At 63.9% G+C, this 13,235-nt stretch carries 13 protein-coding genes and 1 pseudogene; 6 read left to right on the top strand and 8 right to left on the bottom strand.

What is annotated here, in order from left to right:
- Window positions 1-4: 4 nt before the first annotated feature.
- The 5 genes from atpA to ACOFKT_RS02185 form a co-directional block, all read right to left on the bottom strand.
- Window positions 5-1,564 (bottom strand): F0F1 ATP synthase subunit alpha, encoded by a 1,560-nt coding sequence (gene atpA / locus ACOFKT_RS02205; RefSeq protein ID WP_419805804.1) that lies wholly within the window; start codon window positions 1,562-1,564, stop codon window positions 5-7.
- Between the two features lie 74 nt (window positions 1,565-1,638).
- The gene (gene atpH / locus ACOFKT_RS02200; protein ID WP_419805803.1) at window positions 1,639-2,178 is read right to left on the bottom strand and encodes an ATP synthase F1 subunit delta; all 540 of its coding nucleotides are present in this window, start codon (window positions 2,176-2,178) and stop codon (window positions 1,639-1,641) included.
- Complete coding sequence (locus ACOFKT_RS02195; protein ID WP_419805802.1) at window positions 2,179-2,901, bottom strand: ATPase; 723 nt, start codon at window positions 2,899-2,901, stop codon at window positions 2,179-2,181.
- On the bottom strand, window positions 2,898-3,371 hold the full coding sequence (locus ACOFKT_RS02190) for a hypothetical protein (protein WP_419805801.1): 474 nt from the start codon (window positions 3,369-3,371) through the stop codon (window positions 2,898-2,900). Before ACOFKT_RS02190 ends, ACOFKT_RS02195 begins: the two co-directional genes overlap by 4 nt.
- A gap of 453 nt (window positions 3,372-3,824) precedes the next feature.
- Complete coding sequence (locus tag ACOFKT_RS02185; protein WP_419805800.1) at window positions 3,825-4,613, bottom strand: SDR family oxidoreductase; 789 nt, start codon at window positions 4,611-4,613, stop codon at window positions 3,825-3,827.
- A gap of 119 nt (window positions 4,614-4,732) precedes the next feature.
- Between ACOFKT_RS02185 and ACOFKT_RS02180 the strand changes: the two genes are divergently transcribed.
- The 3 genes from ACOFKT_RS02180 to ACOFKT_RS02170 all read left to right on the top strand — a co-directional run bounded on the left by ACOFKT_RS02180 (window position 4,733) and on the right by ACOFKT_RS02170 (window position 5,876).
- Window positions 4,733-5,107 (top strand): cupin domain-containing protein, encoded by a 375-nt coding sequence (locus ACOFKT_RS02180; RefSeq protein WP_419805799.1) that lies wholly within the window; start codon window positions 4,733-4,735, stop codon window positions 5,105-5,107.
- A 179-nt stretch (window positions 5,108-5,286) separates the two neighbouring features.
- Window positions 5,287-5,502, top strand: a complete 216-nt coding sequence (locus ACOFKT_RS02175) for a toxin-antitoxin system TumE family protein (RefSeq protein ID WP_419805798.1) — start codon at window positions 5,287-5,289, stop codon at window positions 5,500-5,502.
- Complete coding sequence (locus ACOFKT_RS02170; protein ID WP_419805797.1) at window positions 5,499-5,876, top strand: helix-turn-helix domain-containing protein; 378 nt, start codon at window positions 5,499-5,501, stop codon at window positions 5,874-5,876. Before ACOFKT_RS02175 ends, ACOFKT_RS02170 begins: the two co-directional genes overlap by 4 nt.
- Before the next feature lie 32 nt (window positions 5,877-5,908).
- Here ACOFKT_RS02170 and hflX read toward each other — a convergent pair whose 3' ends face one another.
- Together hflX and hfq are read right to left on the bottom strand one after the other, a co-directional pair.
- Window positions 5,909-7,225 carry a GTPase HflX gene (hflX, locus tag ACOFKT_RS02165; protein WP_419807082.1) on the bottom strand — a complete coding sequence of 439 codons (1,317 nt, stop codon included), beginning with the start codon at window positions 7,223-7,225 and terminating at the stop codon, window positions 5,909-5,911.
- 222 nt (window positions 7,226-7,447) lie between these two features.
- Complete coding sequence (hfq, locus tag ACOFKT_RS02160; protein ID WP_419805796.1) at window positions 7,448-7,744, bottom strand: RNA chaperone Hfq; 297 nt, start codon at window positions 7,742-7,744, stop codon at window positions 7,448-7,450.
- Window positions 7,745-8,075: 331 nt separating this feature from the next.
- On the opposite strand from hfq, the gene ACOFKT_RS02155 reads away from it, so the two are divergent.
- The 3 genes and pseudogenes from ACOFKT_RS02155 (at window position 8,076) to ACOFKT_RS02145 (ending at window position 11,514) form a co-directional block, all read left to right on the top strand.
- Entirely contained in the window at window positions 8,076-9,224 is a 1,149-nt protein-coding gene (locus ACOFKT_RS02155; RefSeq protein WP_419805795.1) for a DegT/DnrJ/EryC1/StrS family aminotransferase, read from the top strand.
- Window positions 9,225-9,514: 290 nt separating this feature from the next.
- Window positions 9,515-10,333, top strand: a pseudogene (gene kdsA / locus ACOFKT_RS02150) (3-deoxy-8-phosphooctulonate synthase); the annotation flags it as partial.
- 215 nt (window positions 10,334-10,548) lie between these two features.
- Complete coding sequence (locus ACOFKT_RS02145) at window positions 10,549-11,514, top strand: KpsF/GutQ family sugar-phosphate isomerase (RefSeq protein ID WP_419805794.1); 966 nt, start codon at window positions 10,549-10,551, stop codon at window positions 11,512-11,514.
- A gap of 174 nt (window positions 11,515-11,688) precedes the next feature.
- Here ACOFKT_RS02145 and ACOFKT_RS02140 read toward each other — a convergent pair whose 3' ends face one another.
- Window positions 11,689-13,179 (bottom strand): glycoside hydrolase family 32 protein, encoded by a 1,491-nt coding sequence (locus ACOFKT_RS02140; RefSeq protein ID WP_419805793.1) that lies wholly within the window; start codon window positions 13,177-13,179, stop codon window positions 11,689-11,691.
- Window positions 13,180-13,235 lie beyond the last annotated feature (56 nt).

The following is a 13,235-nucleotide window of genomic DNA, read 5'->3' as shown; positions in this document are numbered from 1 at the left end:
TGGCTTACGCAGTCGCCATGGCCGGCTGTTTGTCGGCTGCCGCAGCCCGATTCGCATCGACGAACGACTTCTTGTAGTCGTTGATGGCGTCGGTCAGCCGCTTCTTAATGTCGTCATCCAGGGACTTCTTGGACATGATGTCGTCCAGAATCTGCTTGCCGGTCGTTCCCATGTACTGGTGGAAACCGGCCTCGAAGTTCTGAATTTGCTTCACGTCGACGTCGTCGAGCAACCCGTTGGTGCCTGCGAATACGATGCTGACCTGCTGCGCGGCGGTTAGCGGATGGAACTGTGGCTGCTTCAGAATTTCTACAAGCCGCTGCCCGCGGTTCAACTGCTTCTGTGTCGCCGGGTCCAGGTCCGAGCCGAACTGGGCGAAGGCGGCAAGCTCACGATATTGCGCCAGATCCAGCTTCAGCGTCGCGCCTACCTGCTTGGTCGCCTTCATCGCGGCGGCAAAACCCACACGCGAAACCGACAGACCCACGTTGACCGCGGGACGAATGCCCGCGTTGAACAAATCCGTTTCCACGAAGATCTGGCCGTCCGTGATCGAGATCACATTGGTCGGGATGTACGCGGATACATCGCCAGCCTGAGTTTCAATGATCGGCAGAGCCGTCAGCGAACCGCCGCCCAGCTTGTCGGAAACTTTGGACGAACGTTCGAGCAGGCGCGAGTGAAGGTAGAACACATCACCCGGGTACGCCTCACGGCCCGGCGGACGGCGCAGCAGCAGCGAAATCTCGCGATACGCCGCCGCGTGCTTCGACAGATCGTCGTAGATGATCAGCGCGTGCTTGCCATTGTCGCGGAAGTATTCGCCCATCGCGGTTGCGGCGTAGGGTGCCAGGTACGACATGGGTGCCGGCTCCGAAGCGGTCGCGGCCACGACAATGGTGTAGGCCATCGCGCCGTACTCTTCCAGCGTCTGCACCACCTGAGCCACCGACGAGCGCTTCTGACCAACGGCGCAGTAGATGCAAATCAGGTCGTTCTTCGCCGAGTTGATGATGGCGTCGAGTGCGATGGCGGTTTTGCCGGTCTGACGATCGCCAATCAGCAGCTCTCGCTGGCCGCGGCCGATCGGAATCATGGTATCGATCGCCTTCAAGCCGGTCGCCATGGGCTCCGTCACCGACTTGCGGTCGATCACCCCGGGCGCCAGGCGCTCCACAGGAAGCGTGTGCGGCGTGTCGATCGGACCCTTGTCGTCGATCGGCTGACCCAGCGCGTTGACCACGCGACCGATCAGGGCGTCTCCCACGGGCACGCTCATGATCTTGCCGGTGCGCTTGACTTCGTCGCCCTCACTGATCTCAGTGAAGTCGCCCAGCAGCACGGCACCGACCTGATCTTCGTCCAGGTTCATCGCCAGGCCGGACACGCCCTTCGGAAACTCGATCAGCTCACCGGCCATCACCTTGTCGAGCCCGTGAATACGCGCGATACCGTCGCCAAGCGAGATGATCGTGCCGACCTCGTCAACCGCGACCTTGGTCTCGTAATTCTCAATCTGCTGCCGAAGCAGTTCTGTTATTTCATCTGCCTTGAGCTGTGCCATGTTCCCTTTTGCTCTTTCCTTGCGTGTTACGAATCTTCTGGATCGCGCCGTTTCCCACCGCGAAGATGAGCGCGTTATGCGCCGGCTAAGTGCTGCTTCATCTGCTCCAACTGGCCGCGCACCGAGCCGTCATACACGCGCGAACCGAGCCGGATAACAGCACCGCCGAGTAGCGAAGCGTCCTGGCTCCAGCGCACCCGAACGTTGCTGCCGGCCAGTTCGCCGGCCTTGCCCTGCAGCAGGTTGCGCTCGTCGTCGGCCAGCGGCTTGGCGGAAATAATCTCCGCCTCGGCAATGTTGTTTGCCGCGTCCGCCATGGTCTGGTATTCCGCCACCACATCGTCCAGCGACTCAAGCCGCTGGTGGTCCATGAGCACCGCAATGAAATTGCGCACCGTCTTCGTGATACCAATGCGGCCCACAATCGCGTCCAGCACCTTCAGCTTGTCCTGCGGCTCAAGCGACGGGTTCGACAGAAACTCACGCAGCTCACGGCTCGAGTGCAACGTGCCGGAGAAATCAGCGAGTTGCTGACGCACCTGGTCGGTGTCCAGACCCTGCGCCTGGGCGACCTGCTGAAATGCGCGCGCGTAACGAAGCTCAAAGGCAGCCATCTAGTTTCTGCTCCCTTCCCCAAGCTTCGCGGCGAAGTTCTGAATCAGTGCACGGTCGTCCGCGTCAGAAATCTCCAGCCGGCTGGCGGCACGATCAACCGCAACGCCCGCGGCATAGGCCCGCAAACTGCGCTGCGCCTGGGCAGAGGCAGCTGCGATCTCCTGCTCGGCCGATTTCAGGATGCGGTCGGTTTCTTCCGCAATCTGCTGCTTGGTGCGCGCCTCTTCCTCAGCCGACTCGCGTTCGCTTTCCGAGCGGATCGCAGCGATGTCGTCGTCAAGTTTCGCCAACCTAGCCTCAACAGCGCTCAGCCGTGCATTGGCGGACTCCGTCGCGGTGCGCGCGTCTACAATGTGCTTCTGAATGCCCTCGGTCCGCGCACGAAAGGTCTTTGGCAGCGCCTTGGCCAGAGCCCACAGAATGGCGCCCGCCAGCACGGCAAAGTTGAGCCAGTTGAACACCGTCTGCGCTGTCTCCGGCGAGAGCCCAAGGACGCCGCCCAGCTTTTTCACCATCGCGGACGGTTCCTTGAGCTCTGCCGCAGCGTCCTTCGTGGTGGGCTCGGTGCCGTTCAGGGCAGCCGTGGGCTCGGCCCGCTGACCGGACGCGGTGCTCTGCGACGCCGGTGCGGAGGTGGTGCCTTCCACATGCTGCGCCACGACTGGAGAGGCGGTCAGCAGAGCGCAACCAAGAACTGCAAATGCGGCCAATCGGAACTTCATGCCTGCACCCCGTAGCCGTCCTGTCGCCCGCGATGGGGCAGGATGGCCGCCACGATCTGCTGCGAAAGCGCATCCGCGCCGGATTCGATCTGCTGCCGGGCCTGCTCACCAGATTGCATCACGGAATCCCGTGCGGCGGCAATGGAACGCTGCGCCTTGTCGCGCGCGCCGGCCAAGGCCTTTTCACGCGCCTCGGTGTTGGCCTTCTGCCTGGCCGCGCGTGCCTCAAAGATCCTGCCGCGCGCCTCGCGCAGGCGCTGCTCATACTCCCCCGACTTCGCTTCTGCCTTGGCAATCGCCAGATTGGCTTCGTCCATGGCGCCGCCCGTGCGGGCGTGACGCTGCGACAGAACCTTTTCCAGCGGGCGCTTCACCAGCGCGGAGTACGCCAGGAGCAACAGCAGAAAGAAGCAAATGGTCGGGATGGAACCGAGCACGAGTTCGCCAAGTTGATTCAGGATTGCTTGCATGAATGTCTTTGGGCGTTGTTCCCGCGCAGAAAAGGCTTTAAAAGAGCCGGTGCGGGACGCGGCAACCCTTCTGTTATAGCAGAGCGGCGTCCCGAGCGGCAATGAAGAGAGCCGCGTAATTCCACGACTGTGCCGGTCGCCTGGCATCGCTTGTCATGGAAGTTCATGCGGCGCAGGTAAACCTGTGCGATGGCGTGAACTGACGCCGCGACTATGCGAATTTGCTTGCACCGCGATACGCCCGGCGTAGACTTAAACCACTCCCCGGCCCGCTTCAGGGCCGAACAAGCCGCCGCTCCTGGGACCCACCTCCACTCCCCCGGGCGACGGCTTGTTCTATGTTCGGCTCCTGTGCGCCGCCTGCTCTCGCGCATACCTCGACCGGCTTTCAACCGGGAAGACGCCCCATAAGAACAGGGTGCAGGAACCAACGAGCGCGATCGATCACCACGACTACAAACCGCGATAGCTTCCACCGTCGACCAGAATGGTCTGACCGGTTGTGCTTGCAGCCTGGCGTGAACACAGCCACGCCACGGTCGCGGCAACCTCCTCCAGCGTGGCCATGCGCCCCAGAGGTGTGTCCGTCATCGCCGCCGCGACTGCCTCGTCGTAGCTCACGCCGCGCATCGCGGCCTGCCCTCGCAGCACCTCGCGAGTGCGTTCGCTGTCCACGTACCCCGGGCCGACTGCGTTGGCAGTAATACCGTCGCAGGCGAACTCATTGCTCAAACTGCGCAGCAGCCCGGCAACTCCCGGACGCAGCGCATTCGAGATCACCAGGCCCGGCGACGGCTGCTTCGCCGTGTAGGAAGTGATCGCCACGATCCGGCCGAAGCGATCACGCCGCATGTGCGGAATGGCCGCCTGCGCGACCGCGACAACCGAGCGCAGATTGGCCGCGAACGCCGAGTCCCACTCCGCAGTCGTGGTCTCCAGGAAGCCCTTCGCCGGCGGACCGCCTGCATTCGGAACCGCAATGTCGAGCCGCCCAAAGTGCGCCGCCGCCCATTGCACAAAGGCCCGCAGTTCGCCGTCATCCCGCACATCCAGCGCGCAGTGAATCGCCTCCACGCCGAAACGCTGCTCGATCGATGCAGCTTTCGCTTTCAGCTCGTCCTTGCCTCGCGCGCACAGCGCCAGCAGAACGCCTTCCGCCGCGAGCGCCTCCGCAACGGCCAGGCCGATGCCCTTGCTCGCGCCGCAAACCACCGCAACTCGTCCGCGTAAACCCAGATCCATGCCCCTATCGTAGGCCGCACCAGTCACGGCCATGCGAACGCCATCGAAGCTGTCGGCCGTCGGCGCGGAGAAGAAACGCAGCGCAGCGCCTCCTCCCCCTTTGCGTTAGGCTCATCCGCATGAGCGAGATCAGCACCCACGCCGTTGCCGAGTTGCACAGCTTCAACACCTTGCCCATGGAGCAGATGAGCGCCACCATCGCACGGCAATTCGTCTTTGGCGAGGGCGCCATGCTCGCGCGCATCGTGCTCGAGCAGGGCGCAGTCGTCCCCGAGCACAGCCACCACAACGAGCAGATCAGTTACATCGTGGAAGGCGCGTTGCGATTTCGCGTCGGCGGTGAAGAAAAAGTGGTGCGCGCGGGCGAGGTGCTGATCATCCCACCGCACGTCCCACACTCAGCCGAGGCACTCGAGCGCACGGTCGACCTCGACATCTTCACCCCGCCACGCCAGGACTGGATCACCGGCGACGACGCCTACCTCCGACGGTAAGCTGGGCTCAACAGACGTAACGTGTTAAGTTACACCTGTTGAGATGTGCATGAAGACGCAAGTGCTTTGTGACGATGCCAAAACCTGTTACCAAGGGCGAATCTCGCAAAGTTGTGAATGAGTCCACAACCATATGTTCGCGATCCGGTGCGGCCGGAAAGATTCGTGAAGAGGTCTGGATGGATCGAGCAAACCGAGTCGTCAAATACAACCTGGCGTACATCAATCATTCGGTCTGTCACACGGACCACGGACGTGTGCTGGGCTACGACAATGCGCACGGGAAACACGAACGGCATTGCATGGGAACCGTGGAAGAGGTCGGGGCGGTGAGCTATGAAGACCGCCTCGATAAGTTCCTGGAAGAAGTGCGGGAATGGAGACACAGGACATGAAAACAATCGTGACGGTGGAAAGTTTCGATGAGATGGCCGCGCGCAAACTGGAGCGTGCCCGCAAGTTCGACCGGGGTGAAGCGATCGTGCCTGAGCGCCGGATCAGCTTTGAGCGCGCGGAGGACATGTTCGCGTTTCTGACCGGTCCTCGCGCCGATGTGCTTAGGGCGACGATCGCAAAGCCTCGATCCATTACTGAGCTTGCTTCCGCGTTGAATCGGAATCGCTCGGCCGTTTCGCGGGATGTACGCGCTTTACGTGAACATGGCATGGTCACCGTCAAGCGGCAGGTCAACCCCGGGCACGGACAGGTCGCAGTTGTGAAAGCCGCGGCAAAGCGCTTTGAGTTGCGCGCGCAAATTATCGCTGCGTGAGTCTCGCGATTTTCCTTTGATTCATCCCGCGTTCAGCTTCGCAGCGTCCGCAGCCGCGGCCGGTCCTCCGGGCTCGTCTCCGGCAACATCGATGCATCGTGCACCTGATAGCGCCGATACCGCTGCAACAACGAAGACGGCCCACGCGCGGTGAAAAACACCAGGTTGCCTTCGAATCGCTTTCCTTCCAGAAACGCCCCGCCCTCAAGCGCCGCCAGCGTGCGGCCTTCCCGCTGCGGGATGCGGAAGTGCGCCGTCGCGGTCGGGTCCGGCGCTTCGACTCCGCCGATCCGCTCCTCGATCGCCGCAGTGAGCTTGTCCAAACCCTCGCCGGTGCGCGCAGAAACAGCAATCGCGTCCTTGCCGAGCGAAACCAACAGCACCTCGCGCTCCTGCTCACCAAGCAGATCAATCTTGTTGAAGACCTGCAGCGTCGGCGTCTGAGCAACGTCCAGTTCGGACAGCACGGCTTCGACCTGCGCCTTCTGCTCGTCGTTCGTGGGCGAAGACGCGTCGCGCACGTGCAACAGCAACTCGGCGCGCTCGACCTCCTCCAGTGTGGCGCGAAAGCTGGTGACCAGCGTATGCGGCAGGTTACGAATAAAGCCGACCGTATCACTCAGCAGCACCTTGCGGCGCGAAGGCAGCGCCAGGTGCCGCAGCTTGGGGTCGAGCGTGGCAAACATGCGCGAACTTTCCAGCACGCCCGCGTCCGTCAACGCGTTGAACAGCGTGCTCTTGCCCGCGTTGGTGTAGCCCACCAGCGCCACCGTGGGCACGGGAACGGCCTCGCGCCGCTGCCGCTGCTGGCGCCGATTGCGCCGCACCTGCTCCAATTGCGCTTTGAGCCGGTCGATGCGCTCGCGGATACGCCGGCGATCGGTCTCCAGCTTGGTTTCGCCCGGTCCGCGTGTGCCGATGCCGCCACCCAGCTGACTCATCGCCTTGCCTCGGCCGGCAAGCCGCGGCAACTGGTACTCCAACTGCGCCAACTCCACCTGCAACTGACCCTCGCGGGTGCGGGCGTGGCGGGCAAAGATGTCCAGAATCAGCTGCGTGCGATCGATCACGCGCACTGGCAGCAAATCGTTCAGGTTGCGCGTCTGCGACGGCGTCAGATCGTGATCGAACAGGACGAGGTTTGCACCGGTCGATGCGACGACCGCCTGTACCTCTTCCACCTTGCCGGGGCCGATCAGTGTACTGATCTCCGCGCGAGGCCGCCTCTGCGTCAGCGTTGCGGCAATGTGCGCGCCAGCGGACACGGCAAGCTCCTGGAATTCGGCCAGCGCCGCCTCAAAGTCAAGGTCAGGCGCCGCTGTTTCCGGCTCTGCATGGTCCTCGTCCATGCTGTCGGCGTGCAGGGACGCCGACCGACGCGCCAGCGCGGCGGCCTGCGTCAGCTTGCGGCGCTCACCGGTCAACTCCACACTGACCAGCACGGCGCGATCCTCCACCGCTGCAGTCGTATGGCCATTGTCCGCGCGCAACTGCGCGGCTGCTGCATCTTGCAAACGCCCACCCCGCGCTGTGGCACGGCGGCGTGACGGAATGCGAGGGGTCGCCAAGCGTTACGAGCCCATCGGGCTGGCTGGCGGCGTGTTGTCCTGCGGCGCCGAACCTTCGCGCCCCGTTGGAGGACCGCTGTGCGTGTGGTGGCCGCGCGTGCTCACCACGGTCGAAATCGCATGCTTGAAGATCAACTGCTCCTGCGCGTTGTTTTCCAGCAGGACAGAATACTTGTCGAACGAACGGATCTTGCCCGTCAGCTTGACGCCGCTGACCAAGTAAATCGTAATCGCGCTCTTGTCTTTACGCACCGTGTTCAGAAAAGTGTCCTGGATGTTTTGTGCCGGCTTGTTGTCCATAGGTGCCGATCTCTCCCGCGCTTACCGGTCGTCCGGTATCGCTGTTGCTACCGCCTCTAACAAGGGCCGGGACGGCGGTCGAGCATGTTCTCTCGATCTCTGCACTCCGCCCGGCAGAATGAGCAGCTTCCATAAAAGCAGAAGCAAAGCTCAAGGCTTTCAACCATACAAAACTGTTTGACCCGCTTGCAAGCGGAAGCCACGCGCAAAGGAAGATTGCCGCATCGCTCCCGTAGTCTCGCGAACACCGCCGCAGTCTTATGAAGTTAGACGCGACCCCTTTCCCGGTGTTGCGTCCGGCGCGCACAAACAAGCCGCTATCCTATACGTCGTGCCGCCTGACAATGTTCCCGTTCTTGATCTGAGCCGCCAGTACGCCGCGCTGGGCGCTGAAATCCAGGCCGCGGTTGCCGACGTTTGCAGCGCCGGCCGCTTTGTGCTCGGCCGCGAGGTCACTGAGTTCGAGCATGCGGTTGAGCAGCAATATGCGATCCCCAGCGCCATTGGCTGCGCAAGCGGAACGGACGCGCTCTGGCTGGCCATGGCGGCGCTTGGTATCGGTCCCGGCGATGCGGTCATCACCACGCCATTCTCGTTTTTCGCCACCGCGAGCAGCATTCTGCGCGTGGGCGCGACACCGGTCTTTGCGGACATTGATCCGGTCAGCATGAACCTGTCGGCCGCAAGCGCAGCCGAGGTGCTACAGGCGCACCAAGCGAACCCGGTCAAGGCGTTGCTGCCGGTGCACCTGTACGGCCAGTGCGCCGACTGGGACTCCCTGCAACCCCTTGCCGCGGCGCATGGCCTCACGCTCGTCGAGGACGCGGCGCAGGCCTTTGGCGCAAGCTGGCGCGGCATCTATGCCGGCGCGCTGGGCGATACGGCCGCGTTCAGCTTCTACCCGACAAAAAACCTGAGCGCCTGGGGCGACGCCGGCATGACCACCGCCCGCGACGCCACTGTGGCGGAGCGCGCAAAGGCGCTGCGTGCCCACGGCATGCGACGGCGCTACTTTCATGACGAGGTCGGCTGGAACTCTCGCCTGGACACCGTCCAGGCCGCCGTTCTGCTCGTCAAGCTGAAGCACATTGCGCGCTGGAATCAGGAGCGTGCCCGCGCCACAGCGCGCTACACCGAACTGCTCACCGCGGCCGGCGTCACCGGCAGCGTGCGCGACGGCGCCCTGCTACTGCCCACCGCTGACCCGCGCGGCACCCATGTCTGGCACCAGTACGTGGTCCGCACGCTGCGCCGCAACGACCTGCGCGCGCACCTGGCCGCACAGGGCATCGGCTCAGAGGTGTACTACCCGCTCTGCCTGCACCAGCAGGAGGCACTCAAACACCTGGGCTACCGCACGGGCCAGTTTCCGGAATCCGAAAAAGCCGCGGCCACCGTCCTGGCGCTCCCGATCTATCCGGAGCTGCGCGATGACGAGCAGGACCGCGTCGTGGAAGCGATCCGCAGCTTTTTCATGTAGCAACATTGCGCCATTAGCTGCGGAAATGTTCCTTAAACCCGAGGCGTAACATTACTCCGTGCTGAAGACGGATGAGCATACGGTTGTACCGTTCACATGGCGGTCGTTCCTGTTCTTTGTGCTTGCGTTTCTCGTACTGACGGCACCGCTTTGGTGGCGGTACGTCCACACGCCGGGTCGCGCGCCGCAACGTCCCATCGTCAGAACTGGTTCACCGGAGTGATGCCGCGTCCGGCTCGAGTTCAACCGGTCATCGGCAACGTAGCGGCGGCCCAGCTAACATAGCCCTCATGCAGCAACGCGCAGTCCAGGTCGGCAACGTCGTCTTTGCGAACAATGGCCCGCTTGCGCTGATCGCCGGGCCGTGCCAGATGGAGTCGCGCCAGCATGCGCTGGAAACGGCACACGCCTTGCGTGAGATCGCCGCACGCGTTGGCATTGCCCTGGTTTATAAATCCAGCTTCGACAAAGCGAACCGCACCAGCGGCGCGGCGCAGCGCGGCATCGGGTTCGACCAGGCACTTCCCATCTTTGCGGAGATCCGGGGCAGCCTCGGCATTCCAGTGCTGACCGACGTGCACGAGACCTGGCAATGCGCGCCCGTGGCGCAGGCGGTTGACGTGCTGCAGATTCCCGCATTTCTCTGCCGGCAAACCGACCTGCTGCATGCCGCCGCCGCAACAGGTCGCACCGTAAACGTGAAAAAGGGCCAGTTCCTTTCGCCGGGGGACATGACCAACGTAGCCGCCAAACTGGCCGGAGCTCCGGGTGGCGTGCTTCTGACCGAGCGTGGCACCAGCTTCGGCTACAACACGCTGGTCAGCGACATGCGGGCCTTGCCGATCATGGCCGCGAGCACCGGCTTGCCAGTCATCTTTGACGCGACCCACTCCGTGCAGCAGCCCGGCGGTCTTGGTGGCGCCACCGGCGGCCAGCGCGAGTTCGTGCCCGTGCTGGCACGCGCGGCGGTCGCGGTGGGCGTGGCCGGTGTTTTTATCGAAACGCATCCCGACCCGGACCACGCACCGTCCGACGGACCGAACATGCTGCCGCTGTCACAAATGGAAGCGGTTCTGCGCAACCTGATCGCCTTTGACCGGCTCGCAAAAGGTGCTTCCCTGCCGCAGGGTCTGCCACCGCTGATGCCGGCTGCCCCGATCCAGCCACTCGGCCCCGTTCCAGACCCGCCGCCGGGCGGCTATCAGGTGGCTGCTACCTCATACCAGGTCGAAGCCGAGCCGATGCGCTACATCCGCAAAGACCCGGACGAGGTGTAATCCTGAACGCCTCAAACGCTTTCGGACCAGCTCGCCAAGGCATTCAGGTGAACGCAGACCTTAATTCAGCCCTGAACACCATCTCCCTGGAGCTCAGCGGCCTCCAACAACTGCGCGACGCCCTACACGGTCCACTCGGCAACGTCTTCACGCAGGCCGTCGACACGCTCGCAAAGACCACCGGCCGCATCCTGGTCACGGGCGTCGGCAAGAGCGGCCATATCGCCCGCAAGCTGGCCGGAACCTTTGCCTCCACCGGCAGGCCCGCCCACTTCCTGCACCCTGCGGACGCCAGCCACGGCGACTTGGGCACCGTCCGGCCCGAAGACGCGGTTTACGCCCTCTCATGGTCGGGCGAATCGGGCGAGTTGGCCGACCTGCTCGCCTACACCCGCCGCTTTCGCGTCCCGCTGATCGCCGCCACGGCCTGCCCTGAATCCACGCTGGGCCGTGCCGCGGATCTTACGTTAGCGCTGCCGGAAGCGGACGAGGCATGCCCCGATTCTCTCGCCCCGACCACCAGCACGACCATGCAACTGGCGCTGGGCGACGCGCTCGCGGTGGCGCTGCTCGGTCGCTCCGGCTTCACGGCGGACGACTTTCGCGACTACCACCCCGGCGGCAAGCTGGGCAGCCGCCTTCTGCGGGTCCGCGACCTGATGCACACGGGTGCGGAAATCCCCATCGTTAGCGCTAACGTAAGCCTGAGCGAGGCCATCGTACGCATGACCAGCGGCCGCTTCGGCGTGACCGGCCTGCTTGACGCGAACGGCGATCTGCTCGGCATCCTGACCGACGGCGACCTGCGCCGCGCCTTTGCCGCCGGCATGCACGACCGTCCCGCCCGCGATGCCATGACCGCCAACCCGTGCACCACGTCAGCGCTTACGCTCGCGACAGCCGCGCTGGCCGAGATGAACGACCGCCGCATCACCAGCCTGTTCGTGCTGGAAGACAGCCGCCCGGTCGGCATCCTGCACATCCACGACCTCTTGCGCGCCGGTCTGGTCTAGATCGAGTCGCCTGTCCAGCTACTCCAACTCGCGCAAGCCCAGGTACTCGCGCAGGCCCAGGTACTCGCTCGGGCCAGGTAAATGCCTTGTCATTTCGACCGGAGCAGGACAGCTTTACCGTCCTGCGTAGCGGAGAAACCTGCATTCAGCTAAGGCTTCAATCACCGCTTCTCTTTAAGAACTCCCGCTCATCGCATAGCCCTGAACACCCTCGATAACATACCCGGCGGGTAGCACCAGCGTCGCCGGTGAGTCCTTGCCATACACGCGCGCGGTCAGCGCCGCGCGGTCGCCCAAAAAGACCTCCACGACGGAGTGATCCACGAAAGCGTGGACGGTGAAGCGGTCCGGCAGCGGCTGGCTGAGCGGGATCTCTTTTCCGCCCCAGCGCAGCGCGCCGTCACCGCGAGCCACGATCAGCACCGCGTTCGCGACGCCGGGCGGCGTATGCGCCGGCGAGCCCTTCGCAACGGCAATGTCCATCTGGTTCTGAAACAGCGCGGAGCCGCGTAGGTCGCTCATGTTCGGAACGGCAGCCCCGCTGCGCAGCGCGCTGACCTCCCGCGCGGGCCGGAAGCGGAGTTGGCCGGATTCCAGCGTGACGACGCGCGGCAGGCTCATGCAGCCCGCCCAGCCGGCCTTGGCAAACTCCGCCTCGGGCCGGTCCTCGGGAATCCAGCCCCACAGAATGCGGTTCCCCGCCGCATCCAGCTGCGACTTGGGCGCGTAGTACGGCCCATGGTTCAGGATGCCCTCGGCCTCTGGCGTCCACGTCATGGTGGACTTGTCCAGCGTGCCCACCTGCCAAAGCGTCTTGCGCCCGTCCGCCGTTCCGGTCGAGTGGATCAGCACGTGCCTGGCCCCGAGCGGGAAAAAGTCGGGGCATTCCCACATCTCACCTGTGTTGACCGTGTCCTTCTCGTCCGAGCCGGTCCACTTGCCCTGCGCAAACACCTTCACAAACTTCCACTGCTTCAGGTCGGCCGATTTGTAGAGCAGCACATTGCCGCCCTTCTTGTATTCGCCGCTGGCCAGCAGCATGTACCAGCCGTCGGCCTCGCGCCACGGCGTGGGGTCGCGAAAGCCGGTCACGTGCATGCCGGCGGCCGGCGACGGCACGACGACGCCCTGCTTTTGCCATGTGTCGAGCTTCGCGTCGGCATCCTTTGCAAACACGTTCGTCGGCGTAGCGAGGCACTGCTGCTCGCGCTCCGGTGGATTTGAATAGCTCAGCGTCGACAGTTCCGCCGTCGAAGGCGAAACGCAGGTATAGACGATTTTCGGAATGCCCTCGTCCACAATCATGCTGCCGGTAAAGACGCCATAGCTGTCAGGGCCGCCGGTCGTCGGCGCCAGAGCAATAGGCCGCTCGGTCCAGTGCACCATATCGGCGCTCACGGCGTGCGCCCAGTGCATGTCGCCCCACACGCTGGCGCCCGGGTTGTACTGAAAGAACATGTGGTAACGGCCGTCGAAATAGACCGGCGCGCAAGGGTCGTTCATCCACCCACGCCGCGGCATCAGGTGGTAGCACGGGCGCAGCGGGTCGGTATCGATCTCCTGCTGCGGCGGGAACGGTTCCGTAAGCGCGAACGCAATACGCGAGAGTGGAGCAGCGGCGCCGGCAAAGGCAGCGGATTGCAACAGGCGGCGGCGTGTCAGCATCGGCCTCCCATGTTGAACAGGTCAGAGGAGCTTTGGCAAGCTGCGTCTGTCACAGA

Origin of the sequence: Terriglobus sp. (assembly GCF_965201105.1) — a bacterium.
Lineage (GTDB): Bacteria > Acidobacteriota > Terriglobia > Terriglobales > Acidobacteriaceae > Terriglobus.
The sequence above is the reverse complement of the archived record's forward strand: the minus strand, read 5'-3'. Positions and strand labels throughout refer to the sequence as shown.

Bases quoted from the DNA above. Each gene is read 5' to 3' on its own strand.
- ACOFKT_RS02170 (WP_419805797.1), top strand. From the start codon at position 5,499: ATGAAAACAATCGTGACGGTGGAAAGTTTCGATGAGATGGCCGCGCGC.
- ACOFKT_RS02190 (WP_419805801.1), bottom strand. From the start codon at position 3,371: ATGCAAGCAATCCTGAATCAACTTGGCGAACTCGTGCTCGGTTCCATC.
- atpH (WP_419805803.1), bottom strand. From the start codon at position 2,178: ATGGCTGCCTTTGAGCTTCGTTACGCGCGCGCATTTCAGCAGGTCGCC.
- atpA (WP_419805804.1), bottom strand. From the start codon at position 1,564: ATGGCACAGCTCAAGGCAGATGAAATAACAGAACTGCTTCGGCAGCAG.
- hflX (WP_419807082.1), bottom strand. From the start codon at position 7,225: ATGGACGAGGACCATGCAGAGCCGGAAACAGCGGCGCCTGACCTTGAC.
- ACOFKT_RS02140 (WP_419805793.1), bottom strand. From the start codon at position 13,179: ATGCTGACACGCCGCCGCCTGTTGCAATCCGCTGCCTTTGCCGGCGCC.
- ACOFKT_RS02185 (WP_419805800.1), bottom strand. From the start codon at position 4,613: ATGGATCTGGGTTTACGCGGACGAGTTGCGGTGGTTTGCGGCGCGAGC.
- ACOFKT_RS02175 (WP_419805798.1), top strand. From the start codon at position 5,287: ATGGATCGAGCAAACCGAGTCGTCAAATACAACCTGGCGTACATCAAT.
- hfq (WP_419805796.1), bottom strand. From the start codon at position 7,744: ATGGACAACAAGCCGGCACAAAACATCCAGGACACTTTTCTGAACACG.
- ACOFKT_RS02195 (WP_419805802.1), bottom strand. From the start codon at position 2,901: ATGAAGTTCCGATTGGCCGCATTTGCAGTTCTTGGTTGCGCTCTGCTG.
- ACOFKT_RS02180 (WP_419805799.1), top strand. From the start codon at position 4,733: ATGAGCGAGATCAGCACCCACGCCGTTGCCGAGTTGCACAGCTTCAAC.